The organism is Streptomyces sp. NPDC016469, from assembly GCF_040632905.1.
In the GTDB taxonomy this organism is placed as follows: domain Bacteria; phylum Actinomycetota; class Actinomycetes; order Streptomycetales; family Streptomycetaceae; genus Streptomyces.
Window position 1 is genome coordinate 13,421 of sequence record NZ_JBEYCQ010000034.1, and the last position, 25,840, is coordinate 39,260.

Consider the following 25,840-nt stretch of genomic DNA (forward strand, 5'->3'; position numbering starts at 1 on the left):
ACCGGCTGTACCCCGAACCGACGGGTGAGGTGCGCATGAGTCTGTCCCTGCGCTTCGCCGCCGGATCGCACAAGGGCATGATCCGGGAGGGCAACGAGGACTCCGGCTATGCCGGCCCCCGCCTTCTCGCGATCGCCGACGGCATGGGCGGCCAGGCGGCCGGTGAGGTCGCCAGTTCCGAGGTGATCTCCACCCTCGTCCAGCTCGACGACGACGTCCCGGGCTCCGACATCCTCACCTCGCTCGGTACGGCGGTCCAGCGGGCCAACGACCAACTGCGGATGATGGTCGAGGAGGACCCTCAGCTGGAGGGCATGGGCACCACGCTCACCGCCCTGCTCTGGACCGGCCAGCGCCTGGGCCTGGTGCACGTCGGCGACTCGCGCGCGTACCTGCTGCGCGACGGCGTGCTCACCCAGATCACGCAGGACCACACCTGGGTCCAGCGGCTGGTGGACGAGGGCCGGATCACCGAGGAGGAGGCCACCACCCACCCGCAGCGCTCCCTGCTGATGCGCGCACTGGGCAGTGGCGACCACGTCGAACCCGACCTCTCCATCCGTGAGGTCCGGGCCGGCGACCGCTACCTGATCTGCTCCGACGGGCTCTCCGGCGTCGTCTCCCACCAGACGATGGAGGAGACGCTCGCCAGCTACCAGGGCCCGCAGGAGACCATCCAGGACCTGATCCAGCTCGCCCTGCGCGGCGGCGGACCGGACAACATCACCTGCATCGTCGCCGATGTCTTCGACGTCGACAGCAACGACACCCTGGCCGGGCAGCTCAATGACACCCCGGTCGTCGTCGGCGCGGTCGCCGAGAACCAGGCGGCCCAGCTGAACGACGGCGGCGCGATGCAGACGCCCGCGGGCCGTGCGGCCGGCCTCGGCCGTCCCGTACCGCCGCCCTCCGGCAGCTTCGGCCCGCCCGGCAGCGGCGACGACTCCGGCTACGACGGGGTGCCCGAGGGGTCCTTCGGGTCGTACTCCGACGACGACTTCGTCAAGCGCGGCGGCGGGCGCAAGTGGCTCAAGCGGTCCCTGTTCGTGGTGCTCGCGCTGGCCGTCGTCGGCGGCGGGCTCTACGGCGGCTACCGCTGGACCCAGACCCAGTACTACGTCGGCGCGAAGAACGACAACGTCGCGCTGTACCGGGGCATCAGCCAGGATCTCGGCTGGCTCTCGCTCTCGAAGGTCGAGACCGACCATCCCGAGATCGAACTCAAGTACCTCCCGCCCTACCAGCGCAAGAAGGTCGAGGCGACGATCGCCGAGGGCAGCCTCGCCGACGCCCGCGAGAAGATCACCGAGCTCTCCGTCCAGGCGTCCGCCTGCAAGAAGGACGAGCAGCGCCGCGCAGCCGAGAAGGCGCACGGCGACGAGGGACAGGCACAGGGCACGGACACCGACGCCACCAAGGCGTCCAAGTCCGGCAAGACATCCGGTGGCGACACCAAGTCCGAGCAGACTTCCACGACTCCCACTCCTGGGCCCAGCCTCTCGGAGGAAGAGAAGAAGCTGGTCCCGCAGTGCGGTAAGAAGTAGAGCCGTAGGGGGCCTTCAGCACCATGAGCGTTGTCACCAACACGACCACGATCGGCGCGATCGACGCGCCGAGCCGGCGCAACACCGAACTGATGTTGATGGTCTTCGCCATCGCCATCTCGGTGTTCGCCTACGCCAACGTGGGCCTGGCCATGGACGGCAAGCTGCCGTCGGGCATGTTCGGCTACGGGGCGGGGCTCATCCTGCTCGGCGGTGTCGCCCATCTCGTGGTGCGGAAGTTCGCCCGGTACGCCGACCCGCTGCTGCTGCCACTGGCGACGCTGCTCAACGGGCTGGGGCTGGTGCTGATCTGGCGGCTGGACCAGTCGCCGAAGCTGATCAGGGACGCCAAGAGCGCCTTCGGGGTGTTCACCCCGTCCGCCCCCCGGCAGCTGATGTACTCGGCGGTCGGTGTGGCGCTGTTCGTCGGCGTGCTGCTGCTGCTGAAGGATCACCGCATCCTGCAGCGCTACACGTACATCTCGATGGCGGTCGCGCTGTTCCTGCTGATCCTTCCGATGTTCTTTCCGGCCAAGTTCGGAGCGAGGATCTGGATCAACATCGCCGGTTTCTCCATCCAGCCCGGGGAGTTCGCGAAGATCATCATCGCGGTCTTCTTCGCCGGCTATCTCATGGTCAAACGTGACGCGCTGGCGCTCGCCAGCCGCCGCTTCATGGGACTGTACCTGCCGCGCGGACGCGACCTGGGTCCCATCCTGGTCATCTGGGCGCTGTCGATCCTGATCCTGGTCTTCGAGACCGACCTCGGTACGTCGCTGCTGTTCTTCGGCCTCTTCGTGATCATGCTGTACGTCGCCACCGAGCGGACCAGCTGGATCGTCTTCGGCCTCCTGATGTCGGCGGCCGGAGCCGTGGGCGTCGCGACCTTCGAACCGCACGTAGAGGCCCGTGTGACCGCCTGGCAGGACCCGTTCAAGTGCTTCCAGACGAACAACGCCTGCGAGCAGATCGGCAACGCCATCATGTCGTTCGGGTCGGGTGGCACGATCGGCACCGGCTGGGGCCAGGGCCACTCCGACCTGATCGGCTTCGCGGCCAACGCCGACTTCATCCTCTCCACCGTCGGTGAAGAGCTCGGCCTGGCCGGGATGATGGCCGTCCTGCTGATCTACGGCCTCATCGTGGAACGCGGTGTCCGCACGGCGCTCGCCGCCCGCGACCCGTTCGGCAAGCTCCTCGCGATCGGCCTCTCCGGCGCCTTCGCGATCCAGGTCTTCGTCGTCGCCGGCGGCGTCATGGGCCTGATCCCGCTCACCGGTATGACGATGCCGTTCCTCGCGGCCGGCGGTTCGTCCGTGATCGCCAACTGGGCCCTGATCGGCATCCTCATCCGTATCAGCGACACCGCCCGGCGCCCCGCGCCCGCCCCCGCACCCTCGACCGACGCCGAGATGACCCAGGTGGTCCGCCCGTGAACAAGCCACTGCGCCGGATCGCGATCTTCTGCGGCGTCCTGATCTTCGCTCTGCTCGCGCGGACCAACTACCTGCAGTACGTGAAGGCCGACGACCTCAACACCCGCGACGAGAACCGCCGCGTGCGCATCGAGCGGTACGCCCATGAGCGCGGCAACATCATCGTGGACGGCAAGTCGATCACCGGGTCCGCCGAGACCAAGGGCAGCGACTTCAAGTACAAGCGGGTCTGGAAGGACGGCCCCATGTGGGCCCCCGTGACCGGCTACTCCTCGCAGGCGTTCGGCGCCACCCAGCTGGAGAACCTCGAGGACGGCATCCTCACCGGCAACGACGACCAGCTCTTCTTCAACCGGACGATGTCGATGTTCACCGGGGAGGAGAGGACGGGCGGCAACGTCGTCACCACGCTCAACGGCGCGGCCCAGAAGGCCGCCTTCGAGGGTCTCGGCAAGAAGAAGGGCGCCGTCGCAGCCCTCGACCCGCGCACCGGCGCCATCCTGGCGCTCGCCAGCACCCCGTCGTACGACCCCTCGTCCTTCGCGGGCAACGGTCAGTCCGACAGCAAGGCGTGGCAGTCCCTGAAGGACGACAAGAACAAGCCCATGCTCAACCGGGCGCTGCGCGAGACCTACCCGCCGGGCTCGACGTTCAAGGTCGTCACCGCCGCCGCCGCCCTGGAGAACGGGCTCTACACGGACATCGACGCGGCCACGAAGTCGCCGCTGCCCTGGAACCTCCCGCTGACCAGCCCCCCTCAGCCCCTGCCCAACGAGGGCAGCATCCCCTGCGAGAACGCCTCGCTCCGCGAGGCGCTGCGCTACTCCTGCAACACCGTCTTCGGCAAGATCAGCGATGACCTGGGCAACCAGAAGATGATCGACGAGGCCGGCAAGTTCGGCTTCAACAAGGAGATCTTCACTCCGGTCCGCTCGAACGCCAGCGTGTATCCCGAGGACAACCGGCCGCAGAACGCCATGGCCGGCATCGGCCAGGCGTCCAACCGCGCCACCCCGCTCCAGATGGCGATGGTCGCCGCCGCCGTCGCCAACGACGGCAAGCTCATGCAGCCGTACATGGTCGCCGAGCGCAAGGCGCCCAACCTGGACGTGATCTACACGCACGAGAAGGAAGAGTTCAGCCGGCCCCTCTCGGCGGAGAATGCCCAGAAGCTCCAGGAAATGATGAAGACCGTCGTCAAGGAGGGCACCGGCAAGAACGCCCAGATCCCGGGCGTCACGGTCGGCGGCAAAACCGGCACCGCCCAGCACGGCGTGAAGAACAGAGAGAACCCGTACGCGTGGTTCATCTCGTACGCGAAGACCGACTCCGGTTCGCCGGTGGCCGTAGCCGTCGTCGTGGAGGACAGCGACGCCACCCGCGACGACATCTCCGGTGGCGGCCTGGCCGCCCCGATTGCGAAGGCGGTCATGAAGGCGGTCATCGACAGCGAGAAGTGACACCGCTCACACTCGGCCGCGAAAGCGCCTCTGTGGATACCGGTCGGATATCAGGTATCGCCTCCCGGCCGATCAGCTGATGCGCGGCCGGTAGCGTATGCGCGAACAGCACACCGCCGGACCGCACACCGGTGCGGTCAGGACTGACGGAGAGGGCTGGAACAGTTATGGAAGAGCCGCGTCGCCTCGGCGGCCGGTACGAGCTGGGCTCGGTGCTCGGCCGTGGTGGCATGGCCGAGGTCTACCTCGCCCACGACACCCGGCTCGGCCGCACCGTCGCCGTGAAGACGCTCCGGGCGGACCTCGCCCGCGACCCGTCCTTCCAGGCCCGGTTCCGCCGTGAGGCCCAGTCCGCCGCCTCGCTCAACCATCCGGCGATCGTCGCGGTGTACGACACCGGCGAGGACTACGTCGACGGGGTCTCCATCCCGTACATCGTCATGGAGTACGTCGACGGCTCGACGCTCCGCGAGCTGCTGCACTCGGGACGCAGGCTGCTGCCCGAGCGGACGCTCGAAATGACGGTGGGCATCCTCCAGGCGCTGGAGTACTCGCACCGCGCGGGCATCGTGCACCGGGACATCAAGCCGGCCAACGTCATGCTGACCCGGACCGGACAGGTCAAGGTCATGGACTTCGGCATCGCCCGCGCCATGGGCGACTCCGGTATGACGATGACCCAGACCGCCGCCGTCATCGGCACCGCCCAGTACCTCTCCCCTGAGCAGGCCAAGGGCGAGCAGGTCGACGCGCGGTCCGACCTCTACTCGACCGGCTGCCTGCTCTACGAGCTGCTGACCGTCCGGCCGCCGTTCATCGGCGACTCCCCGGTGGCGGTTGCGTACCAGCACGTACGGGAAGAGCCGCAGCCGCCGAGCAACTTCGACCCCGAGATCACGCCCGCGATGGACGCGATCGTGCTGAAGGCGCTCACCAAGGACCCCGACTACCGCTACCAGTCCGCTGACGAGATGCGCGCCGACATCGAGGCGTGCCTCGACGGCCAGCCGGTCGCCGCGACGGCGGCGATGGGCGCGGCGGGCTACGGCGGCGGCTACCCCGGCGGGTACGACAACGACCAGCCCACCACCGCCCTGCGCCCCGCCGACCAGAGCGGCGAGCGCACGTCGATGCTGCCGCCGGTCAACCCGGACGACGGCGGCTACGGCTACGACGACCGCCCCGACCGCCGCAGGCAGAAGAAGAACCACACCTCGACGATCCTCCTGGTCGTCGCGGGCATCCTGGTGCTGATCGGCGCGATCCTCATCGGCCGGGCGGTGTTCCCGGGCGACGGCGGCGACGACGGCGCGTTCGACGTGCCCACCATGGTCGGCATCACGGTCAAGGACGCTCAGAAACTGGCCGACAACGCCAACATCGTTCTCAAGGTCGGCCCGAAGGAAGAGTGCAAGGAGCAGCCCAAGGGCAAGATCTGCCGCCAGACACCTGAGGACGGGCAGATGAAGGAGCAGGAGACCGTCACGGTCTTCGTCTCCAGCGGCCCGCCGAAGGTCGAGATTCCGGATGTGACCGACCAGTCCGAGGATGACGCCCGCAAGAACCTCGAGGCCAAGGGCTTCACGGTCAATGTCACCTCGGTCGAGTCCGACCAGGCCGATCCCGGCACCGTTCTGGAGCAGTCCCCCAAGGGCGGCGAGAAGGCCGAGGAGAACTCCGAGGTCACGATCAAGGTCGCCACGGAGAAGCTGCTCACGATGCCTCCGGTCACGGACCGTTCGTACGACGAGGCGGTCTCCCAGCTGAACGGGGTCGGCTTCAAGAACATCGGCCGCAGCGAGGTCGACTCCGACAAGCCCGCGGGCCAGGTGGTCGAGCAGACCCCCGCGGCCAACGAGAAGGTCGGCAAGGACACCTCGATCATCCTGAAGGTCTCCAAGGGCCCGCCCGAGCCGGAGAAGGTGACCGTGCCGGGTGACCTGATCAACAAGAGCTACCAGGACGCGAAGGCGCAGCTGGAGGGTATGGGCCTGGTGGTCGCGCTCCAGCCCGGTTCGGTCGACAAGCCGGACGCCAAGGTGATCCTGAGCTCCCCGATGCCCAACCAGGAAGTGGAGAAGGGCGGCACGGTCACCCTGACCACCGTCGAGGGTGGCGGCAACATCTTCGGCGGCCCGAACGGCGGCAGGGGTCACTGACCCGCTCCGCACCCGGTACGCATGGGAGGGCCCCGGTCACCACCACGGTGACCGGGGCCCTCCCATGCGTAAGCCTCTCAGCGCAGCTCCGCCGGGATCGTGCGGTCGCGGTCGACCTTCTCCGTACGGACCAGTTCGCCCCAGACGATGTAGCGGTACGTGGACGTGTAGACCGGGGTGCAGGTCGTGAGCGTGATGTAGCGGCCGGCCTTCTTCACCCCGGCGTCCTTCGGGACCGGGCCCAGCACGTCGACGTTGTACTTGGACGTCTCCGGCAGCTCGCTGAAGACCTTGTAGACGTACCAGGTGTCCTTCGTCTCGAAGACGATCGCGTCCCCGGTGCGCACCTTGTCGATGTTGTGGAACTTCGCCCCGTGACCGTCCCGGTGGGCGGCCAGCGCGAAGTTGCCCTCCTTGGCGGAGGGGAGCGCGGATTTCACCGGATCGGTGTAGTAGCCGGCGACACCGTCGTTGAGCGTTTCGGTGTCGGTGCCCTTCTTGACGAGCACCTCGCCGTTCTTCATCGACGGAACGTGGAGGAAGCCGATGCCGTCCTTGGTGTCCAGCGCGCCGGGGCCGTCGGCCCACTTGTCGCGGACGGTGTGGCCCTGCTTGGCGGCTTCGCGGTCGGCGAGGACATTCGTCCACCACAGCGAGTAGACGACGAAGAGGCCGAGCACCAGACCTGCGGTGATGAGCAGTTCACCGAAGACACTGACGGCGGTCGCGAGGGGATGGCGGCCGCCCTTCCGAGCGGGTGGCGCGGACTCGTCGGTCCGCTCCTGGTCCTCGGTCGTCGCTGTCATAGCACCGCCCTGTCGTCATGGCGTCCGGCCCGTTCAGTCCGCGAGCACGTCGGGTTTCCCCTTGCTGCGCGGCCGTTCGTCGACCATCTTGCCCCAGACGATCAAACGGTACGTACTCGTGAATTCCGGTGTACACGTCGTCAAGGTGATGTACCGGCCGGGCTCGGTGAACCCGGACTGCTTCGGCACCGGCGCGATCACGGAGACGTTGGAGGGCGAGGTCTGCGGGAGCACGCTCGTCATCTCGTACGTGTAGTACGCCTCCCGGGTCTCGACCACGATCGGGTCGCCGGGCTTCAGGCGGTTGACGTAGCGGAACGGTTCGCCATGAGTGTTGCGGTGGCCGGCCAGCGCGAAGTTGCCCTCCTTGGCGGAGGGCATCGCCGTCTTCAGCGGCTTCTCGCTGTAGTGCCCGACCATGCCCCGGTCGAGAACCTTCTCCTTGCTGGTGCCCTCGGCGATCGGCGTGACGACGTCCAGCTTGGGGATGTGGAGGATGGCGAAGCCCTGCCCCGGCTCGAACGCCTCCTGCTTCTCGGGGGTCTTCTCGTTCTTGGCCCAGTCGTCCTGGATCTTGTGCGTCTCCCGGCCGGCGATCTGGTCGGCGCGCACATTCGTCCACCAGAGCTGGTAGGTGACGAACAGCAGCATCAGGACGCCCAGGGTGATGAAGACTTCGCCGATGCCCCGGCTGATGACGATCGCGGGGCTGTCCTTGGCGGCCTTGGCCGCCCGGCGCGCCTCCATACGGGTCATGGGCTTCGCGGGCGCCGCGCTTTCCGGACCGGGCCGCGGTGCGGGGCGCCGTCGGCCACGCCCCTTCGCGGCGCGCCTGCGCTCGGCGCGGCCGCCGGTGGGCGGTGGCGTGGGTGCGACCGCGTCGGGTCCGGCCTCGTCGGCCGCGGTGGGCGCCTCCGGCTCCGGGCGGGGCATCGGCACGACCGGGTCGCCCGGATCTATTCGGCCGAAGACCTCGGTGGCCGGCTCCACGGACTCGTCGGCCGGGGGCCGCGGAGCGGCTGCGGGGTCCGGGTCGGCGGGAAAGTACGGGTCGGGCGCGGGCGGCGATGCCGCCAAGGGCTGCTGTACGGACCCCTGGTGGCCGTACCAGTCCCGTTGGTACCCGCCGGGGTCGTACCACTCCTGCGGGGCCTGCTGGGGGCCCTGTGGCTCGTACGGAGCCTGCTGCCGCGGAGCCATGGGCTCCGGCCCCGGCAGCGGGTCGTTCAACGGGTCCGCCAGCCGGTGGACCGCCGCCTCGAACGCGCCCGGGTCCTCGTACGCCCGCGGATCGTGCGGGTCGTCCTGCCCGGCCCCGGCTCCGTGGCGGGGTGGGGTCACGCGACGGCCTTGCCCACCACCGGAGCGAGCCCCGCCGACCTCTCGACGGCTCCGGTGTCCCCGCAGCGCACCAGCCAGTTGGCCAGCATCAGGTGGCCGTGCTCGGTGAGCACCGACTCCGGGTGGAACTGCACGCCCTCGACGGCCAGCTCCCGGTGGCGCAGGCCCATGATGATGCCGTCGGCGGTCCGCGCGGTGACCTCCAGCTCGTCGGGCACGGTGTCCGGTTCGGCGGCGAGCGAGTGGTAGCGGGTCGCGGTGAACGGCGAGGGCAGGCCGGCGAACACGCCCGTGCCCTCGTGGAGCACCGGGGAGGTCTTGCCGTGCAGCAGCTCGGGGGCGCGGCCGACGACACCGCCGTACGCCACCGCCATGGACTGCATGCCCAGGCAGACCCCGAAGACCGGGACGCCGGTCGCAGCGCAGTGCCGCACCATGTCGACGCAGACGCCCGCGTGCTCCGGGGTGCCGGGGCCGGGGGAGAGCAGGACGCCGTCGAAGCCGTCCTGCGCGTGGGCCGTGGTCACCTCGTCGTTGCGCAGCACCTCGCACTCGGCGCCGAGCTGGTAGAGGTACTGGACGAGGTTGAAGACGAAGCTGTCGTAGTTGTCCACGACCAGGATGCGGGCGCTCATCGGGCGGCCCCCGCCGGTGCGCTCGCTCCGTCGACCGTCACGTCACCGAACGGAAGCAGCGGCTCCGCCCACGGGAAGACGTACTGGAACAGCACATAGACGACCGCCAGGGCGAGCACGAGCGAAATGAACGCACGCACCCACACGTTGCCCGGCAGATGCCGCCAGATCCAGCTGTACATCCAGACCCTCCATTCGGTACCGGGTCCAGACTAAAGGGCTCGGGGCCCGGCGTGGGATGCCTGTGGAAAGCTGTGCGGCGCCTGTCGCGGTCTGCTACTTCACCGGCTCCGCGTAGTGCAGGTCCACCGTGCCCGAGTAGCCGGGAAGGGTCGCGGCCTCCTGCTCGTCCACCTTCCAGCCGAGCCCGTACGCCTCCACGTACAGCAGGTAGTTCTGGATCGCCGGCGAGGCGTCGAGCGCCCGGCGCAGCGCACTCGGGTCGCCCACGGCGGTGATCTTGTACGGGGGTGAGTAGACCCGGCCCTGGAGGATCAGGGTGTTGCCGACGCAGCGCACGGCGCTGGTGGAGATCAGCCGCTGGTCCATGACCTTGACGCCCTTGGCGCCGCCCTGCCACAGGGCGTTGACGACCGCCTGGAGGTCCTGCTGGTGGATGACCAGGTCGTTGGGCTGCGGGTCGGGGTAGCCGGGGCTGGCGGTGGCGTTGGGCGGGGCGTCGTCGAGTGTGACGGAGACGGCCCGGCCGGACAGTTCGGTGGTGCCCGCGGTCCGCTCCAGCGCCTTGAGGCGGGCGGCCTCCGCCTTGGTGCTGCCGTTGTCGCGCTGGGCGAGGCTGTCGACGTCCTCGCGCACGGATGCGGCGGACTCCTCCAGGGCGGCGTTCTTCTCGCTGCGCTGCTGGATGAGGTCGGAAAGCTTCAGCAGTGAGGCGTCGGTGCGGATATTGGTGCCCTTCGCCGTATTCGCGCTGGTCACGAAGATGAGTCCGGCAAGGGCGAAAACGGCAGCCGTGAGCACTCTGACCGGGTGCCGGAAGGTGCGGCGGACCGGTCCGGGGGGAGAGTCGGCAGAATTGCTCAACGTACCCTTATCTCCTTCGGTGCCACGGAAGGACTACGCTAACGGACGCCCGGGGGAGGCCACATTCCCCCTCGCGCCCCGCCCCGGCGCCAGCCACAGTTCCCTGCGCGGTCACGCAGCGCATCGACAGGAGAGTTCCTCGTGCCGAAGTCACGGATCCGCAAGAAGGCCGACTTCACGCCGCCCCCGGCGAAGCAGGCGACCAACATAAAGCTGACCAGCCGCAGCTGGGTTGCGCCCGTGATGCTGGCGCTCTTCCTGATCGGGCTGGCCTGGATCGTCGTTTTCTATGTGACCGACGGCGATCTGCCGGTGGAGTCGCTGGGGAACTGGAACATCGTCGTCGGCTTCGGTTTCATCGCCGGCGGCTTCGGCGTCTCCACGCAGTGGAAGTAGTCCGCGCGACCGCGTAGAACCACACGCCGACCCCGCTCCGCAACCCCTGCCCTGAGTTACCCACAGCGTTATCCACAGGTGGGGGAAAAGGTCAGACGATCTGTGGATAACTCTCAGGCCGTTGACGCCGGTGTGACTGCGACCGCCCCCGCCCCGGGGCGGGACGCCCCTTGTCCCGACTGGGAAAACCCAGCTCAGGGACAAGGGGCGCTGTTGTGCCCGCGATATGCACAAGATCCGGGTCGCCTGTGGAACCCTGTGGACAACTTCGGTCACAAATGGTCCACACGCGCCCTTCAGGCACCCCTAGGTGAGGGCGGCCGTCCTGCCCACCACGATCAGGACGACCGCCGCGAGCACCAGGACGCAGGTCCCGAACTGCACCGGATCGCGCCGCTCACGCGGGGCGTGCACCATGCCGATTCCGATCAGGACCCCGGCGATCAGTCCCCCGACATGCGCCTGCCAGGCGATCCCGCCCCAGGGGTTGAAGGTGATGATCAGGTTGAGCACGAAGATCGCGACGACCGGGCGCATGTCGTAGTTCAGCCGGCGCATCAGTACGGCGGTGGCGCCCAGCAGACCGTAGACGGCACCCGATGCCCCGAGCGCGAGCTGGTTCGGTTCCGCGAGCCAGTAGGTCAGGGCACTGCCCGCCAGCCCGGAGATCAGATACAGCGCGAGGAAGCGGACGCGGCCCAGCACCGCTTCAAGGGGGCCGCCGAGCCACCACAGTCCCAGCAGGTTGAAGGCGATGTGCCACACCGCCTGGTGCAGGAACATCGACGTCACCAGCCGGTACCACTCGCCCTGCGAGACCCCCCCGAGCGGCCCGCCCTCGTGGATGATGGCCCGGCCCACGAGGCCCAGGTCCTCGACCAGCGCGCCGTTCAGCCGCACCGCGACGAACACCGCGACGTTGATCCCCAGCAGGATCTTGGTGATCAGCCGGGGGTCCGCCGCGACGACGCCCCCGGCCAGCGTGCGCGGCCGGGCGGCGGACGCGCCGTGCCCCGTACCGGACCCCTGGCGGACGCAGTCCGGGCACTGGAAGCCGACCGACGCGTCGACCATGCAGTCCGGGCAGATGGGGCGGTCGCAGCGGACGCACCGGACCGCCGCCTCCCGGTCCGGGTGGCGGTAGCAGTGGGACGGTCCCTCGACGGGCGGGGGCGGTCCGGACGCACCCGGCGGCTGCTGGTCCATCGGTCCCATGGCTTCCCGGTCCCCTCGGTCCTCGTCGTCGTGCGGGTGCGCACGACACCGCCCCGCGCGTCCGTTCTGTCATGACATACGGATGGACGGGGCGGTTGGTTCCCGAACGTGGAATCGGAGAGTGAGCGGACGGCCGCGAAGGGCGATCAGCGCGTCTCGACGGTGACCGACTCGATGACGACGTCCTGCACCGGCCGGTCGGTACGCGCGTTGGTCGCGGTGGCCGCGATGGCGTCCACCACCTCCCGGCTCTTCGCGTCCTCCACCTCACCGAAGATCGTGTGCTTGCCGGTGAGCCAGGCCGTCGGCGAGACCGTGATGAAGAACTGCGAGCCGTTGGTGCCCGGGCCGGAGTTCGCCATGGCGAGCAGATACGGCTTGGTGAAGGCGAGATCGGGGTGGAACTCGTCCGCGAACTTGTACCCGGGGCCACCCGTACCGTTGCCCAGCGGGTCACCGCCCTGAATCATGAATCCGCTGATCACGCGGTGGAAGACGGTGCCGTCGTACAACTTGTCCGTGGTCGCCTCACCGGTCGCCGGGTGGATCCACTGGCGCTCCCCGTTGGCGAGCTCCACGAAGTTCTTCACCGTCTTCGGCGCATGGTTCGGCAGGAGCCGGATCCGGATGTCGCCCTGATTGGTCTTCAAGGTGGCGTAAAGCTGCTCGGCCACGATCTGCCTTCCGTGAGTCTGCACGTGTGCTCTGCGCGTCTGCGCTGCGCGCCGGCCCGCACCGCTGACAGGGCCGGTCCGACGCTCCGATCCTTGCACGGGCGGCCCCCGCGGCGTCCGAAGCGAGGGCCGGTGCCTCCGCGCCCCGCGGCACGGACGATGCGGCCAAGTGCGTGACGAACCGGCGCGATCCCCGACGAACCATGGCATGGTCGTCGGAAGGTACCGAATGACCCGGATGCCCGCCCCACATGCCGCACAGCGCCCACGCAGGCATGATCTCGAATTGGGTGGAAAGGCGGAGTACCTACCCGCCACCAAGGAGGAGGATCCCGTGACCCGCATCGACAGCGTGCGTGCCGCAACCGACTCGGCGAGGGACAGCGTGCAGCACGCCGCGGAAGTGGTGGCGCCCTACGCCGACTCGGCCAAGGACCAGGCCGTTCACTATGCGCACGAGGCCCGCACGCTGCTCGCACCGAAGGTGTCGAAGGCAGCCAAGCAGGCCCGTGTGCAGTACGGCGCGCACGTCGCCCCGCGTATCGAGCTCGCCCGCACACACGTACCCCCCAAGGTTGACGAGGTCGCCCAGCGCGCCGCGCTCCGCACCCGTCAGGCGGCCCGCAGTGCCGCGGACTACACCGTCCCGCGCATCGAGAGCGCCCGGGCCGCCGCCCAGCCGGTGGCGGAGGAAGCCGCCGCCCGCAGCGCCGCCGCGGTGGCCGCCCTGCGCGGCCAGGTCACGGCGAAGCAGATCCGCAAGCTGGCCCGGAAGCACGACCGGCGGGCCAGGGCCGGCAAGGCGTTCAAGGGCCTGGCCGTGACCGGCGTCCTCATGGGCGCCGGCTACGCGGTGTGGCGCTGGTGGGACAAGCAGGCCAACCCGGAGTGGCTGGTGGAGCCGCCCGCCCCCACCGAGGTCGACGACCGCGCCCCGCTCTCCTCCGTCGACGGGAGCCCGCACGCCTCGACGCTCCTGGACCCCGAGGTCGAGGCCAAGCAGGCCGACGCCGAGGCGGCCGGCGAGGACGGTCCGGACGCCGCGGGCGGCACGGACCTGGACGACCGCCCCTGACCCGCGCACACCGCAGGACAGGCGCACCAGGACGGGCGCCGGAGGACCGCACGGTCTCCCGGCGCCCGCCCGCGTACCCGGGGCCCCTTCCCTCCGCACCCGGCTCCGCGCGGTCGTTCTGTACTACCGTTCGGGGACCGGCAGGAGGCCGTGGAGGGGGAACGTGAGCGCGCGCATTCTGGTCGCCGAGGACGACGCGAAGCAGTCCCGTCTGATCCGGATCTATCTCGAAAGAGAAGGACACGCCGTCCAGGTGGTCGCGGACGGACGGGCGGCGCTGGAACGGGCGCGCTCGGCCCGGCCCGACCTCATCGTCCTCGACGTGATGCTCCCCCTGGTCGACGGCCTCGACGTGTGCCGCATCCTGCGCACCGAGTCCGAGGTGCCGATCCTGCTGCTCACCGCACGGGTGGCCGAGGAGGACATGCTCCTCGGCCTCGATCTCGGCGCCGACGACTACCTCACCAAGCCGTACAGCCCGCGGGAGCTGACCGCCCGGGTGCGGGCGCTGCTGCGCCGCTCGGGACGGTCCGGCGGTGGCGACGGGCCCGCGGTACTGCGGGTCGGCGAGGTGGAGCTGGACACCGCGCGCTTCGAGGTCCGGGTGGCGGGCCGGCCGGTGGAGCTGACCGCGAAGGAGTTCGCCATCCTGGAGACGCTCGCCCGGGAGCCGGGCCGGGTCTTCACCCGCGCCCAGATCATCGAGCGCGTCTTCGGTTTCGACCGGGACGTGCTGGAAAGGACCGTCGACGCCCATGTGATGAACATGCGGCGGAAGCTGGGGACGGGCCCGGACGGCCCCCGCCATGTGGAGACGGTCTACGGCAGGGGCTACCGCCTCGCGGACGGTCCCGTCTCAGCGCCCTCCTGAGGTTTCACCCTCTGTCTGGGATTGGCCGCCCCGCGCCGGGGGAAGAGCGACCGCGACCGTCGTGCCCTCCCCGACCGTGCTGCGCACCTCGATGGCGCCCCCGTGGTCGGCGACGATCTGGCGGGCGATCGAAAGGCCCAGACCGCTGCCTCCGGTGGCCCGGTCCCGCGAGGCGTCCGCCCGCCAGAACCGGTCGAAGAGCCGTGGCAGGTCCTCGGCGGCTATCCCCGTGCCCGTGTCGCGTACCTCCACGACGGCCCGGTCGCCGTCCCCGGGGAGGGCCAGGGTCACGGTTCCCCCCGGGGCGGTGGCGCGCAGCGCGTTGCCGACGAGGTTGCCGACGACCTGGCGCAGCCGGTCCGGGTCGGCCCGCACATGCACCGGCCGTGGCGCCTCCAGGGCCAGCGTGATGCCCGCGCCCCGTGCCTGGGGGAGGTGGGCGCGGTGGCTCGTCTCCAGCAGCTCGCGGAGGTCGACGTCCCTGTGGTGGTAGGCCAGCGTGCCCGCCTCGGCCAGCGCGAGGTCCCGCAGGTCGTCCACGATCCGCTGCTGCAACAGCGCCTCCTCGTGGAGGGATTCGATGAGTTCGGGGGTCGGTTCGAGGACCCCGTCGCTCAGGGCCTCCAGATAGCCCCGGAGATTGGCCAGCGGGGTGCGCAGCTCGTGCGCGATGTCGCCGGTGAGGCGGCGCTGGTGCTCCTCGCTCGCCTGGAGCGAGTCGGCCATGCGGTTGAAGGCCCCGCCGAGCTGCGCGATCTCGTCCCGTCCTGACGCGGGCACCCGCCGCCCCAGGTCGCCCTCACCCAGCCCCTTCGCGGCGAGCGTCAGGGCGCGTACGGGGCGCAGGACGGCCCTGCTCAGCAGCAGCCCGCCCAGGATGACCACGAGGGCGACGCCCGCGGCGACGGCCACGGTGGGCGCGACGGCCAGGGTGGGCGGCGACTCGTCCCGGAAGCCGAGCCCGACCTCCAGGCGGGGCGGGGCCACCGAGGCGACGCGCTCGCCGAAGACCCGCTGCAAACAGTCGGAGAACCGTTTCTCGGACTCGCACGGCCGCAGCGCGTCGAGGTCCCGGGGGGTCAGCGAGTCGTACGCGTCCGTGGGTTCCGGACACTGGGCGGGCCTGCGGTCCGCGCGCACCGTCGGCACACCGAAGGCACCGGTCCCGGTGACGGCCTCGGCCCCCGCGCGGGTCAGGCAGGCCGCGTCGGCGGCGTACGAACGGTAGGCGGCGACGGCGGAGGCGGTCTGCTTCATGGAGGCCCGCCGCACCTGTCCCCCGGCGAGCCGCAGCGTGGGGCGCGCGTCGACCAGCACAGGCGGCCGGCCGCTCACCGCACGCGGTGCACGGCCGGCCAGGGTGTCCGAGTCGGCGAGCAGCGCGCCGGTCTCCGTGGCCACCCGGATGCGCTGCCCGGTGCCCTTCGCGAGCGCCGCGACCGTCGGCGCGAGCCCGTCCCAGGTGGCGTGCGCCAGCCCGTACGCGCGCAGCTCCCCGGCGATCCGGGAGGTGTCCTGCTGACCGGCCGTGACGGTCTCCCGCACCTGGCGGTTGGCCTGGCGCAGGGTCAGCCAGGCGGTGGCCACCGTCGCGGTCATCGCGATCAGCATCAGCAGGCCGAGGGCCCGGATCCGGAAGCTCACCCTGTCCCCTCTCGTTAGGTGCCGGCCAGCGCCTGGGTCGGCGAGAGCCTGCTGGCCCGTACCGCCGGATACAGCCCGGCGGCCGCGCCGATGACCAGGGTCGATCCGATGCCCGCCGCGCTCGCCCACGCGGGCACGACCGTAGGCCAGTCGCGGCTGAGGGCGTACCCCGAGGTGATCAGCGTCCCCAGGACCGTTCCGGCGAGTCCGCCGATGAGCGACAGGAGCAGTGACTCCATCACGAACTGCGTGCGGATCTGCGCCCGGGTCGCACCGAGCGCGCGGCGCAGCCCTATTTCGGTACGCCGCTCCAGTACGGAGATCACCATCGTGTTGCCGACCCCGACCCCGCCGACCAGGAGGGCCACCCCGCCGAGCCCCAGCAGCAGCCCGGTGAGCGCGGACTCGGTGGCCTCGCGGGCGGCGAGCGCGTCCGAGGGCCGCGAGACGCGCACCTCTCCGGGCTTCTCCGGGTACGCCGTGGCCGCGAGCACGTCCCGCACGGCGGCGACCCGGCTGTCCTCCGCCCGTACGTAGACCGTGGACGGGTGGCCGTCGAAGCGGAGGTAGGTCCGCGCGGCCGGCCGGCCGACCAGGGCGGCGCTGTCGAGCTCCGGAGCGAGCGGGACCGGGTCGAGGACACCGATGAGCGAGAACCACCGGGCGCCGATCCAGACCCGGGTGCCCGGCCGGTACACGTCCAGCCGCTGGGCGGCCGTCGCACCGAGCACGACCGCCGGGTACTCCTCGGTGGCGGAGTCCAGCCAGCGGCCCTCGCGGAGACGGCCGCCGACGGCGGGCAGCAGCCCCGTGTCGGCCGCCAGGACGCTCAGCGAACCGGTGCGCCCGACGGCGATGCGCTCGTTGCGGTAGACGTGAGCGCCGGTCTCGCCCGTGGCGGCGACCTCCCGCACCGGCGGGATGCGGCGGACCATCACCACGGTCTCCTCCGGGAGTTCGGCCTTCTCCCCGGAGAGGGATTCGCCGGGGGCGACCCGCAGCAGGTTGGTCCCGAGCGCGTCGAGCCTGCGGTCCACCTCGGCCTGGCCGGAACCGGAGATGCCGACCACCGCGATCATGGCGGCGACCCCGATGGCGATCCCGAGGGCGGAGAGGAAGACGCGGAGGGGGCGGGTGCGCAGCCCGGTGGAGCCGAGCCGTACGACATCGGCGGGGCGGAGCCGGGCGGGGCGCGGGCGGAACGGGCCCCGCCTTCGGTTTCGCGCCTGCCGGGGCGGGAACGGCGAGCGGTCCCCGGCCTCTTCCCGGGCCGGCCCGGGCGTATGCGTGCGGTCCGTCATCGGGGTTCCCCGGTCGTCGTGGCACGGGTGACGTCACCGGTCAGCCGGCCGTCGCGCATGTCGAGGCGGCGGGGGAGCCCGGCGGCGATCTCCCGGTCATGGGTGATGACGACGACCGTGGTGCCCGCCGCGTGCAGCCCGTGCAGCAGTTCCAGCACGGCCGCCCCGGAAGCGGAGTCGAGGTTCCCGGTCGGCTCGTCGGCCAGCAGGACCGAGGGGTCGCCGACCACCGCGCGGGCGACCGCGACCCGTTGCCGCTCACCGCCGGAGAGCTGGTGCGGCAGGTGGTGGACGCGGTGGCTGAGCCCCACCCGGGCGAGCGCGGCGGCTGCCCGGGCCCTGCGGCGGCGCAGCGGCACCCCCGCGTAGAGCAGGCCGTCACCGACCGCGTCGAGCACCGGGACGCCGACCGCCAGGTGGAACTGCTGGAAGACGAAACCGATCCGGGTGGCCCGGAGCGCCGAGACCTCCCGGTCGGACAGCTTCGCCACGTCGTGGCCGTCGATCAGCACACGGCCGGAGGACGGCCGGTCCAGGCTGCCCATCAGATGGAGCATGCTCGACTTGCCGGAGCCCGAAGGGCCGACGACGGCGACCAGCTCCCCGCGTCCGATCCGCAGACTGACGTCACGGACCGCGTGCACCCCGCCCGGATACGTCTTGGAGACGGCGTCGAATTCCACGACCGCCGAAGGGTCCGCGCGGGGGGCCTCAGAGGCCCCGCTGGACGCCGACGAGCCCGCACCGTACGCCGAAGAGTCCCGGCCGGGCACCGAAGCGTCCCCGCCGTGTGCCGAAGCGTCCCCGCCGTGTGCCCAGGAGTCCCCGCCGTGTGCACAGGAGTCCCCGCTCACTCCGGAATCCTCACCTTCAGGCCCTCGCGGACCGCCGGACCGCTCACCTCCACATCCCCGTCCGCGAACAGCCCGGTCTTCACCGCGACGAACGTGCCGTCCGCCTTCTCCAGGCCGTGGCCGCCCTCCGCGAGGGCGACCAGGGTGGCGACCGGGACGGTCAGCACGTTCTCGGCCCGCCGCCCCACGTATGCGACGGTCACGGGCCCGCTCTCCCATTTCCCCACGGCCTCCTGGTCCTTGATGGTGAGGGTCACCGGCACCGTCGCCGCCCGCTCGCCCGTGCCGCCGCCCCCCTCGGCCTCGTCCGCCTGCTTCCCCACGGACGCCACCCGCCCCTTCACGGCGGTCTCGTCGGGCAGCCGGATCGTCACCCCGGCGCCGCGCACGGCCCACGACGCCTCGGCCGCCGAGGCGTTGACGACGACCTTGTGGGTCGTGCCCGTGTAGCTGAGAGCGCCCTCGCCGACGGCGGCGCCCAGCCGGACGCCCGGTCGGCCGATCCGTATCCGCCCGGCGCTGTAGACGACGTCCCCGACGCCGACCGTGCCGGTCTGCGGCAGACCGAGCGACTTCTGCCAGCGTTCGACCGCCGCGGCGGTGCCCTCCGTGAACGTCTCGTCCACCGTGAAACCCGTGTAGCCGAGGGCGGCGAGGTTGGTCTCGAACTGCATGACGTCCATGCCCCGTACAGGCGCGGGCTCCTGGGCGGCCGGATGCGCACCCTTGCCGGGCTCGCCGGGCTCGCCGGGCTCGCCGGACTCACCGGACTCGTCGGACTCGGGGGCGGCCGGGGCGGTCCGAGCCGGCCCCAGGTCGCGGTACATCGGCAGCGCCCCGTAGAGCAGCACGGTCGGGCGGTCGTCGACGCGCAGCAGCGTGTCACCGCGCTCCGCCGTCGTGCCGGGGGCGGGCAGCCAGGTCACCGTGCCCGTCGCCTTGACCGGCAGCGGGATCTCGGGGCCATATCCCAAGGTGCCGTCCACCGTGGTGCGTTCGGTCAGCGTCGCCCGGGTGACGGGGACGGTCGAGCCGGCCCGGGGGAGGGCTTCCGGCCCCTCGTCCCCGCCGCCGCCGAGCCCGAGGGCTCCGGCCACCGCGACCACCGCCGCGACGACCGCACCGGCGACGACGAGAGACGCCCGCCGTCCGCGGGCCCCACGCTTCTCATCGAGGTCTGTCACCGTCTCCACCGCTCAGCCCTTGCCCGGGCCCGGATTCTCGGGGACGCCGATGAGCGGCCCGCAGATCCGGGCGGCCCGCTTGGCTCCGGCCGCGCTCTGATCCCACTCGCCCTGGCCGAGGCCGTCGGGGCCGGGGTCCGGGAAGTCGGCGGCGCCGTTCTTCTGCATGCAGGCGGCGTAGTCGCGCTTCACCTTGATCTGGGCGGCCGACAGCTTGGGCTGGTTGCCCTTCTCGATGCTCTCGGGCACGGCGGAGACGTACCCGGCGCACTTCTCCTGGGCGGCCCTGAATTCCGGGTCCTGCTTCAGTTCACGCCGCTGGTCGCCCGCGCCGAAGTCGATGAAGCCCTTCGCGTCGGGGTCCGGCGCGTCGACGCCGTGTTCCCGCAGGCACTTCACGTACGCGCGCTGCGCCTTCACGTACGCGGCCACGTAGTCCGTGGCCTTTCCCCCCTCGGCCGGTGCCGACACCTTGCCTCCGCCGGCCGTCGGAACCTCCGCGCCGCCGTCGCTCCCGCCGCAGCCGGCCAGCACGAAGGCCATGACCGAGGCCGCGACGGCCGGCCGTACCCGGTTCGTCCTCATCGTTCTCCCGCTCTCCCTGTCGGCCCGGCCGCGGGTGCGGCGGGCAGGGCGAACGTAGGAGCGGAACGATGAAGAACCTTTGAAGAACCTGTCCGCCTGCCGTGCGGTCCGGCACGGGCCGATGCAAAGAGGCCCCCCGACCCGCGTTTCCGCAGGTCGGAGGACCTCTGGGGATGTGGAGCCTAGGAGATTCGAACTCCTGACATCTGCCTTGCAAAGGCAGCGCTCTACCAACTGAGCTAAGGCCCCGACAGCACGCAGCCCGAACACCTCGATGTTCCGGCCACCGCCGCAGAACAGAGTACCGGCTCACCCCCGTGATCCTGCAAAAATTCGGGGACTCCCCGTGCGCGACCACGCTCCGTAAGATGCTGGTCGAGGTTCGCAGCAGCGAAGCGAATGCGAAGGGGAGACGCAATGGATGCAGCGCAGCAAGAGGCCACGGCCAGAGCCAGAGATCTTCAGCGCAGTTGGTACGGAGAGCCGTTGGGGGCGCTCTTCCGCCGGCTGATCGACGACCTCGGTCTCAACCAGGCCCGCCTCGCCGCGGCACTCGGGCTGTCCGCTCCGATGCTCTCCCAGCTCATGAGCGGTCAGCGCGCGAAGATCGGCAACCCGGCGGTCGTCCAGCGGGTCCAGGCCCTTCAGGAACTGGCCGGCCAGGTCGCCGACGGCAGCGTCAGCGCCGCCGAGGCCACAGCCCGCATGGAGGAGATCAAGAAGTCCCAGGGCGGCTCGGTCCTCTCCGGCACCGGCCAGACCACGTCGAGCGGCGGGGCGCCCACCGTGCGACGGGTGGTGCGGGAGATCCAGTCGCTGCTGCGCTCGGTCGCGGCGGCCGGTGACATCATCGATGCCGCGGACTCCCTCGCCCCGACGCACCCGGAACTGGCAGAGTTCCTCCGGGTGTACGGAGCGGGGCGCACCGCGGAAGCGGTGGCGCACTACGAGAGCCACCAGAGCTAGGCCCCGCACGGTACGGGGGCACGGGCCGGAACATGAACGGGGAGCGGGCGCAGCGCCATGGGTGAGGTCTTCGCCGGACGGTACGAACTGGTCGATCCGATCGGACGCGGTGGCGTCGGTGCCGTATGGCGCGCCTGGGACCACCGGCGCCGCCGCTATGTGGCGGCCAAGGTGCTCCAGCAGAGCGACGCGCACACGTTGCTCCGCTTCGTCCGTGAGCAGGCGCTGCGCATTGAGCACCCCCATGTGCTGGCGCCGGCCAGCTGGGCCGCCGACGACGACCAGGTCCTGTTCACCATGGACCTCGTCAGCGGCGGTTCGCTGGCCCATGTCATCGGCGACTACGGCCCGTTGCCCCCTCGGTTCGTCTGCACCCTGCTCGACCAGCTGCTGTCCGGCCTCTCGACGGTGCACGCCGAGGGCGTCGTACACCGGGACATCAAACCGGCCAACATCCTCATGGAGGCCACCGGTAAGGGTCGGCCGCATCTGCGGCTGTCCGACTTCGGCATCTCCATGCGCAAGGGCGAACCCCGTCTCACCGAGACCAACTATGTGGTGGGAACGCTCGGTTACTTCGCGCCCGAGCAGATGATGGGCGCCGAACCGGACTTCCCGGCGGACCTCTTCGCGGTGGGCCTGGTCGCCCTCTATCTTCTCCAGGGCACCAAGCCCGACTCGCAGGAGCTCATCGAGCACTTCGCCGCCCATGGCACGCCCACTGCCCCCGACGGCGTCCCGGAGCCGCTGTGGCAGGTCATCGCGGGGCTTCTGCAACCGGATCCGCAGAACCGCTTCCGTACCGCCACGGGTGCGCGCAAGGCCCTGAACGCCGCCGTCGAGATGCTTCCCGAGCCCTCGGACGCCGAGGAGCCGGTCGAGGTCTTCGACCAGATCGGCCCGCTGCCCGAGGGCTTCGGCCCCGACGGCCCCCTGCGCTCCGGCGGGCCGGCGGCAGCGCAGTCACCGGGCCCCCGTACCACCGGTCAGCCGACCGCGTCGCCCCAGGAAGCCCCGGCTCCCCAGCCGGCGGTGCCCCAGCCGACCGGCCCGCACCCCGGCGGGCAGCAGCCACAGCCCTACCCCTCCGCGCCGGCTTCCATGTCCGAGACGGGCAGCTTCCATCTCCCGCCTCCCGGGCCGGCCGTTCCCGCACACCACGCCCCGCAAACCGCAGCGCCCGCGGCCCCGTACGGCTACCCGAACCCGGTCGGCTACACCGACCCCGACGCGGCCCCCGCGGCCGCACCGGCCCCCGGTCCGCACGACCAGTCCTTCACCCACCCCTACACGAACCCCCAGCAAGGGGCGGCCCCTTTCCAGGCCCCCGCGTCCGCCCCGGGAACGCGTCCGGGACCGTCCCCGAAGGTGGCGGTCCCGGTCCTGCTGGTGGCGCTGGTCTGCTTCGCCGTGGGCGTCTGGGCGCTGACCCAGGCCTGAGTACGAGGGCGGCCGCCCCGCCTGCCAAGGCCGCCCCGCCTACCAGGCCTGGGGCGGCCCGCCGTACGGGGACTGCGCGGCCGGTGCGGCGGCCGCGCGGCGTCGCGCGATCAGGGTCCACGCCCCCAGCCAGAGCACCAGCACGGTGCCGGCGCCGATTCCGGCCGCCGCGACCAGCTTCATCGTGCCGCGCTCGCTCCGGGCCTCGGCGGCCTGCGCCCCGCTCTGCCCTTCCCGCGCCGCGTCCTTGTCGCCCTGGGTCACGGCGAAGATGCCGGCATCCCCCTTGTACGGCGACTTCCCCGCCTCGCCCTTCACGCTGATCTTGAGGGTCAGCGCGATCGGCTTCTGCCCGTACGCCTTCGCGACGTCCGGGCTCAGCGATACGGAGAGGTAGTACCAGCCCGCGAACCGCATCCCGCCGACATCGTCGCTGGAGTCGTACCGGTTCCGGTACGCGACCGGGGGCAGCGGGTCGAAGGAAACGGAGACCGGCTTTCCCGAATAGGACGGGGGCAACGCATCGGCGACATGCCCCAGCGCGGGATTCTCCAGTGACACCGCCAGCGCGCTGCTGACGTACGCGCTCTTCTCGGAGGTGCTGTTGCTCAGTTCCGCCGTGGCGAACAACTGCTGGTCCCAGTCCACCGGCACCCGGTAGAAGAGGGTCTGCCCGGGCTCGATCCGGTCCTTCCACTCGCCGGTCTCCAGGCTCGTGGCGTCGTAGTAACCGGCGCCCCCGCGCCGGGTGTTGTCCGTGGCGGCGGCGGGCGGCTGCGGCGAGGCGGAGGGCCAGGACGTCGGGGCCGTGGTCGGCGCGGACGAGGCGAGCTCCGGCTCGGAGGCGTAACGCAGCTCCAAGTCCCACTCCCCCTGGTCGGAGGTCGCCTTGCTCTCCCGCTCGATCAGTACGTAGTACGTACCGGCGTCCTGGCAGGTGCCGTCCTTGTCGACCCGCCGGGAGGCGTAGGCGGCGATGGGGCGCGGGTACTGCGCGGTCCCGAATACGGCGCCCTGCGAGCTGCACTCGTCGTCCGAGCTGTCCCGGATGCTGACCGTGATCCCGTCCCCGTACGCCACCTTGCCACTGCCCTTCGGGACGACGACGGCGGAGACATAGGCGTTCGTCTTCGCGTCCAGGTCCAGCCGGTAGTACAGCTTCTGCCCGCTCCGGATCGCGCTCTTGTAGGCCCCGCCCGGATTCAGCTTCGCCGCCTCCGCGCTGATCTCGGCACCGCCGACCGACTCGGCGTCCGGATCGAAGGTGTACGAGCCGGGGGCACCGGCCGCGTACGCCTGTCCCGGCAGAGCCGCCACCGCGAACACCACCGCCACCGCCGCGAGCGCCCCCCGCATCCTGCTGCGCCGCCTCATCACGCGCTTCCCCTCGTTATTCGTGCGGCTGCCCTTCGACGGCCGTGTACACATCCGAACACGGCCGGGAGCGCGGCCATGGCGGCAGCCCCCGCGCCCGCGACCGCAACGACGGCCCATCCTGCCCCGCCCGCACCGTCACTGTCTGCGGCACAGCCGAATCGCCCCGCTTGTCCGCTCCCCCGCCTTGCTCGCGCCGCAGCATCGTTGCTCGCGCAAGCTATTGATTCGCTTGCGTGAACTCAAGAGCACACCCGTCACGGTCCCGCAACAGCACGAAGCCCCGGCCGCGTCAGCGGCCGGGGCTTCCTACCAGGCTGTTCCGTCTCAGGCACCCGAACCTGCGGGCACGGAGTCGGTCGCCTCCGTCCACAGATCCTGCTCGGCGCGATCCGCCTGGATCTGGCGGTACACGAGGAGCCCGCCGATGGCGGCCAGTGCGACCAGGAGAAGCTTCTTCACCGCGCGACCTCGTCCTTCGTTGGCGTAGGGGACTTCTGCCGCCCGACTATACACACCGGCCGATATCGACCGGTGACCTCCCCGCAACCCAATTGGCGCCTGCCGACGTGCGGCGGGATCCCCGCTGTGCGTGCCCCTCGGAAGCACCCACCGGAAGCCGGGGCGGGCCGGTTGAACCATACGAGTGGTGTTCATCTGAAGATCGGCGCATGCGCGGCGTCGGTCCACGAAATCGCGGGCCGGATCCACATCATCGGAAAGGTAAGCAAACCGGACCACCCGAAAGTGAGGGGCCATGAGCACCATCACGGCCAAGAACATCTGGACCGCCTTCGTCACCGCGTTCTTCGCACTCCTCGCGGCCCTGGGCCTCGCGAGCTCCACGGCCACCGCCACGCAGGCCACGACCACGAACACGAACACGGAGCCGGCGGCCACGGCCCACGAACACACCCCCGCCGCCCGCGCAACCGCGACCGGACCTTCGGTGCGATGGACCCTTCCGCGTGACCGCGCACTGCCGCCCACGATGAAGCAGCGCATCCGGGCCGAGGCCCACGGCTCCTCACCCGCCACCCGGCATCTGTCCGCCGACACCAGGAACACCGTGAACACCACGGGCTCCGCCCGCGCCTCGCACGGCACTCCGGCACAGGACGCCTCGCTCCTCCCACCGTGACAGCGCCGCCGCACCTGATCCCCTGAGCCCCCGGGCCGGTTCACACCGGACGGGGGCTTTCCCGTGTGCCCGCGCGGACACACATGCCGATTGAGTACGGGTACTCACGCCCGGAGCAGGGCCGGCCACAAGCATGGGGGCCACCAAGTACCGCTACTCCGGGGGGATCCCATGCACGCGCGCGCCCTGCTCCGCCTGACCTTCGCCAACCCGGTCTCCGCCGTCTACCTGGGCGTCGTCGGCGCCTCCATCGCGTTCGAGGCGGCCGCCGCGGTCTTCGGGGACCCCGGTTTCGTCGGGGTCTGGCCGTTCCTCCTCACCGCCCCGGCCTCCCTGCTGTTCGCCATGGTGGGCGCGGCGGTGGGAGGCCCGGCCGAGCTCTCGTACTGGTTCCTGGCCGGCGGAGTCGTCGTCAGCGCCCTGGTCCAGGCGTTCGCCCTCGGCGCGCTCACGGAGACCGTCCGCGGCCGGTTCCGGCGTACGGCCACGAGATAGGACCCGAGGCGATCACGTAATCGCCTCCGGCAACGCCGAAGGCCCCCCACCGTTTCCGGTGGAGGGCCTTCGTGCTGGTGGGGCTAACAGGATTTGAACCTGTGGCCTCATCCTTATCAGGGATGCGCTCTAACCAACTGAGCTATAGCCCCGCCGCGCTTTTCCGTCGCGCTGACTTCTGAAGATTAGCGCACGTCGGG

Annotated in this window: 25 protein-coding genes and 2 tRNA genes; 11 read left to right on the forward strand and 16 right to left on the reverse strand. The window is 70.9% G+C overall.

Going from position 1 to position 25,840, the window contains the following annotated elements:
* Window positions 1–35: 35 nt before the first annotated feature.
* The 4 genes from ABZ565_RS29775 to pknB all read left to right on the forward strand — a co-directional run bounded on the left by ABZ565_RS29775 (window position 36) and on the right by pknB (window position 6,599).
* Window positions 36–1,544, forward strand: coding sequence for a Stp1/IreP family PP2C-type Ser/Thr phosphatase (locus ABZ565_RS29775; protein ID WP_361033555.1), 1,509 nt, complete (start codon window positions 36–38; stop codon window positions 1,542–1,544).
* Between the two features lie 23 nt (window positions 1,545–1,567).
* A complete protein-coding gene (locus tag ABZ565_RS29780; RefSeq protein ID WP_361033558.1) occupies window positions 1,568–2,980 on the forward strand; it encodes an FtsW/RodA/SpoVE family cell cycle protein in 1,413 nt (470 codons plus the stop codon).
* Window positions 2,977–4,440, forward strand: a complete 1,464-nt coding sequence (locus ABZ565_RS29785; RefSeq protein ID WP_361033561.1) for a penicillin-binding transpeptidase domain-containing protein — start codon at window positions 2,977–2,979, stop codon at window positions 4,438–4,440. The genes ABZ565_RS29780 and ABZ565_RS29785 overlap by 4 nt, the downstream gene beginning before the upstream one ends.
* 167 nt (window positions 4,441–4,607) lie before the next feature.
* A complete protein-coding gene (gene pknB / locus ABZ565_RS29790) occupies window positions 4,608–6,599 on the forward strand; it encodes a Stk1 family PASTA domain-containing Ser/Thr kinase (protein WP_361033564.1) in 1,992 nt (663 codons plus the stop codon).
* A 77-nt stretch (window positions 6,600–6,676) separates the two neighbouring features.
* Here the strand turns inward: pknB and ABZ565_RS29795 are convergent, their stop codons facing one another.
* From ABZ565_RS29795 to ABZ565_RS29815, 5 genes are all read right to left on the reverse strand, one after another.
* On the reverse strand, window positions 6,677–7,405 hold the full coding sequence (locus ABZ565_RS29795; RefSeq protein ID WP_361033567.1) for a class E sortase: 729 nt from the start codon (window positions 7,403–7,405) through the stop codon (window positions 6,677–6,679).
* A 33-nt stretch (window positions 7,406–7,438) separates the two neighbouring features.
* Window positions 7,439–8,746: a class E sortase gene (locus tag ABZ565_RS29800; RefSeq protein ID WP_361033570.1), complete on the reverse strand. Its 1,308-nt coding sequence runs from the start codon at window positions 8,744–8,746 to the stop codon at window positions 7,439–7,441.
* Window positions 8,743–9,381 carry an aminodeoxychorismate/anthranilate synthase component II gene (locus ABZ565_RS29805; RefSeq protein WP_164399256.1) on the reverse strand — a complete coding sequence of 213 codons (639 nt, stop codon included), beginning with the start codon at window positions 9,379–9,381 and terminating at the stop codon, window positions 8,743–8,745. Before ABZ565_RS29805 ends, ABZ565_RS29800 begins: the two co-directional genes overlap by 4 nt.
* Complete coding sequence (locus ABZ565_RS29810) at window positions 9,378–9,563, reverse strand: hypothetical protein (RefSeq protein WP_073966629.1); 186 nt, start codon at window positions 9,561–9,563, stop codon at window positions 9,378–9,380. The genes ABZ565_RS29805 and ABZ565_RS29810 overlap by 4 nt, the downstream gene beginning before the upstream one ends.
* A gap of 94 nt (window positions 9,564–9,657) precedes the next feature.
* A complete protein-coding gene (locus ABZ565_RS29815; RefSeq protein WP_361033575.1) occupies window positions 9,658–10,425 on the reverse strand; it encodes a DUF881 domain-containing protein in 768 nt (255 codons plus the stop codon).
* A gap of 141 nt (window positions 10,426–10,566) precedes the next feature.
* Here ABZ565_RS29815 and crgA point away from each other — a divergent pair, with 141 nt between their 5' ends.
* Window positions 10,567–10,821, forward strand: coding sequence for a cell division protein CrgA (crgA, locus tag ABZ565_RS29820; protein ID WP_361033578.1), 255 nt, complete (start codon window positions 10,567–10,569; stop codon window positions 10,819–10,821).
* A 306-nt stretch (window positions 10,822–11,127) separates the two neighbouring features.
* On the opposite strand, the gene ABZ565_RS29825 is transcribed toward crgA, so the two are convergent.
* Both ABZ565_RS29825 and ABZ565_RS29830 read right to left on the reverse strand, forming a co-directional pair.
* Entirely contained in the window at window positions 11,128–12,027 is a 900-nt protein-coding gene (locus tag ABZ565_RS29825; protein ID WP_361033677.1) for a rhomboid family intramembrane serine protease, read from the reverse strand.
* A 155-nt stretch (window positions 12,028–12,182) separates the two neighbouring features.
* Window positions 12,183–12,710: a peptidylprolyl isomerase gene (locus ABZ565_RS29830; protein ID WP_361033581.1), complete on the reverse strand. Its 528-nt coding sequence runs from the start codon at window positions 12,708–12,710 to the stop codon at window positions 12,183–12,185.
* 334 nt (window positions 12,711–13,044) lie between these two features.
* Between ABZ565_RS29830 and ABZ565_RS29835 the strand changes: the two genes are divergently transcribed.
* Both ABZ565_RS29835 and ABZ565_RS29840 read left to right on the forward strand, forming a co-directional pair.
* On the forward strand, window positions 13,045–13,785 hold the full coding sequence (locus tag ABZ565_RS29835) for a DUF5324 family protein (protein WP_361033584.1): 741 nt from the start codon (window positions 13,045–13,047) through the stop codon (window positions 13,783–13,785).
* A gap of 163 nt (window positions 13,786–13,948) precedes the next feature.
* Complete coding sequence (locus ABZ565_RS29840; protein WP_361033587.1) at window positions 13,949–14,656, forward strand: response regulator transcription factor; 708 nt, start codon at window positions 13,949–13,951, stop codon at window positions 14,654–14,656.
* Here the strand turns inward: ABZ565_RS29840 and ABZ565_RS29845 are convergent.
* The 6 genes from ABZ565_RS29845 to ABZ565_RS29870 all read right to left on the reverse strand — a co-directional run bounded on the left by ABZ565_RS29845 (window position 14,642) and on the right by ABZ565_RS29870 (window position 20,473).
* The gene (locus ABZ565_RS29845; RefSeq protein ID WP_361033590.1) at window positions 14,642–16,300 is read right to left on the reverse strand and encodes an ATP-binding protein; all 1,659 of its coding nucleotides are present in this window, start codon (window positions 16,298–16,300) and stop codon (window positions 14,642–14,644) included. The two genes, ABZ565_RS29840 and ABZ565_RS29845, sit on opposite strands and share 15 nt — an antisense overlap.
* Window positions 16,301–16,314: 14 nt before the next feature.
* On the reverse strand, window positions 16,315–17,601 hold the full coding sequence (locus tag ABZ565_RS29850; RefSeq protein WP_361033593.1) for an ABC transporter permease: 1,287 nt from the start codon (window positions 17,599–17,601) through the stop codon (window positions 16,315–16,317).
* Window positions 17,598–18,284, reverse strand: a complete 687-nt coding sequence (locus ABZ565_RS29855) for an ABC transporter ATP-binding protein (protein ID WP_361033596.1) — start codon at window positions 18,282–18,284, stop codon at window positions 17,598–17,600. The genes ABZ565_RS29850 and ABZ565_RS29855 overlap by 4 nt, the downstream gene beginning before the upstream one ends.
* A gap of 167 nt (window positions 18,285–18,451) precedes the next feature.
* Complete coding sequence (locus ABZ565_RS29860; protein WP_361033599.1) at window positions 18,452–19,639, reverse strand: peptidoglycan-binding domain-containing protein; 1,188 nt, start codon at window positions 19,637–19,639, stop codon at window positions 18,452–18,454.
* A gap of 12 nt (window positions 19,640–19,651) precedes the next feature.
* Complete coding sequence (locus tag ABZ565_RS29865; RefSeq protein ID WP_361033602.1) at window positions 19,652–20,224, reverse strand: hypothetical protein; 573 nt, start codon at window positions 20,222–20,224, stop codon at window positions 19,652–19,654.
* A gap of 176 nt (window positions 20,225–20,400) precedes the next feature.
* Window positions 20,401–20,473, reverse strand: a tRNA-Ala gene (locus ABZ565_RS29870).
* A gap of 168 nt (window positions 20,474–20,641) precedes the next feature.
* Between ABZ565_RS29870 and ABZ565_RS29875 the strand changes: the two genes are divergently transcribed.
* Window positions 20,642–21,190, forward strand: coding sequence for a helix-turn-helix transcriptional regulator (locus ABZ565_RS29875; RefSeq protein WP_143622091.1), 549 nt, complete (start codon window positions 20,642–20,644; stop codon window positions 21,188–21,190).
* A 57-nt stretch (window positions 21,191–21,247) separates the two neighbouring features.
* Entirely contained in the window at window positions 21,248–22,630 is a 1,383-nt protein-coding gene (locus ABZ565_RS29880) for a serine/threonine-protein kinase (protein WP_361033605.1), read from the forward strand.
* Window positions 22,631–22,669: 39 nt separating this feature from the next.
* Here the strand turns inward: ABZ565_RS29880 and ABZ565_RS29885 are convergent, their stop codons facing one another.
* Window positions 22,670–23,986, reverse strand: a complete 1,317-nt coding sequence (locus ABZ565_RS29885; protein WP_361033680.1) for a hypothetical protein — start codon at window positions 23,984–23,986, stop codon at window positions 22,670–22,672.
* 345 nt (window positions 23,987–24,331) lie between these two features.
* On the reverse strand, window positions 24,332–24,466 hold the full coding sequence (locus ABZ565_RS29890; protein WP_221939369.1) for a DLW-39 family protein: 135 nt from the start codon (window positions 24,464–24,466) through the stop codon (window positions 24,332–24,334).
* Between the two features lie 295 nt (window positions 24,467–24,761).
* Here ABZ565_RS29890 and ABZ565_RS29895 point away from each other — a divergent pair, with 295 nt between their 5' ends.
* Both ABZ565_RS29895 and ABZ565_RS29900 read left to right on the forward strand, forming a co-directional pair.
* Window positions 24,762–25,145 carry a DUF6344 domain-containing protein gene (locus ABZ565_RS29895; protein ID WP_361033608.1) on the forward strand — a complete coding sequence of 128 codons (384 nt, stop codon included), beginning with the start codon at window positions 24,762–24,764 and terminating at the stop codon, window positions 25,143–25,145.
* Between the two features lie 171 nt (window positions 25,146–25,316).
* The gene (locus tag ABZ565_RS29900) at window positions 25,317–25,640 is read left to right on the forward strand and encodes a hypothetical protein (protein WP_361033611.1); all 324 of its coding nucleotides are present in this window, start codon (window positions 25,317–25,319) and stop codon (window positions 25,638–25,640) included.
* 75 nt (window positions 25,641–25,715) lie between these two features.
* Here the strand turns inward: ABZ565_RS29900 and ABZ565_RS29905 are convergent.
* Window positions 25,716–25,792, reverse strand: a tRNA-Ile gene (locus ABZ565_RS29905).
* Window positions 25,793–25,840 lie beyond the last annotated feature (48 nt).

Coding starts and splice junctions, on each gene's coding strand:
- ABZ565_RS29895 (WP_361033608.1), top strand. CDS start 24,762: ATGAGCACCATCACGGCCAAGAACATCTGGACCGCCTTCGTCACCGCG.
- ABZ565_RS29850 (WP_361033593.1), bottom strand. CDS start 17,601: ATGACGGACCGCACGCATACGCCCGGGCCGGCCCGGGAAGAGGCCGGG.
- ABZ565_RS29775 (WP_361033555.1), top strand. CDS start 36: ATGAGTCTGTCCCTGCGCTTCGCCGCCGGATCGCACAAGGGCATGATC.
- ABZ565_RS29900 (WP_361033611.1), top strand. CDS start 25,317: ATGCACGCGCGCGCCCTGCTCCGCCTGACCTTCGCCAACCCGGTCTCC.
- ABZ565_RS29805 (WP_164399256.1), bottom strand. CDS start 9,381: ATGAGCGCCCGCATCCTGGTCGTGGACAACTACGACAGCTTCGTCTTC.
- ABZ565_RS29795 (WP_361033567.1), bottom strand. CDS start 7,405: ATGACAGCGACGACCGAGGACCAGGAGCGGACCGACGAGTCCGCGCCA.
- ABZ565_RS29810 (WP_073966629.1), bottom strand. CDS start 9,563: ATGTACAGCTGGATCTGGCGGCATCTGCCGGGCAACGTGTGGGTGCGT.
- pknB (WP_361033564.1), top strand. CDS start 4,608: ATGGAAGAGCCGCGTCGCCTCGGCGGCCGGTACGAGCTGGGCTCGGTG.
- ABZ565_RS29825 (WP_361033677.1), bottom strand. CDS start 12,027: ATGGACCAGCAGCCGCCGGGTGCGTCCGGACCGCCCCCGCCCGTCGAG.
- ABZ565_RS29880 (WP_361033605.1), top strand. CDS start 21,248: ATGGGTGAGGTCTTCGCCGGACGGTACGAACTGGTCGATCCGATCGGA.
- ABZ565_RS29885 (WP_361033680.1), bottom strand. CDS start 23,986: ATGCGGGGGGCGCTCGCGGCGGTGGCGGTGGTGTTCGCGGTGGCGGCT.
- ABZ565_RS29780 (WP_361033558.1), top strand. CDS start 1,568: ATGAGCGTTGTCACCAACACGACCACGATCGGCGCGATCGACGCGCCG.
- ABZ565_RS29875 (WP_143622091.1), top strand. CDS start 20,642: ATGGATGCAGCGCAGCAAGAGGCCACGGCCAGAGCCAGAGATCTTCAG.
- ABZ565_RS29865 (WP_361033602.1), bottom strand. CDS start 20,224: ATGAGGACGAACCGGGTACGGCCGGCCGTCGCGGCCTCGGTCATGGCC.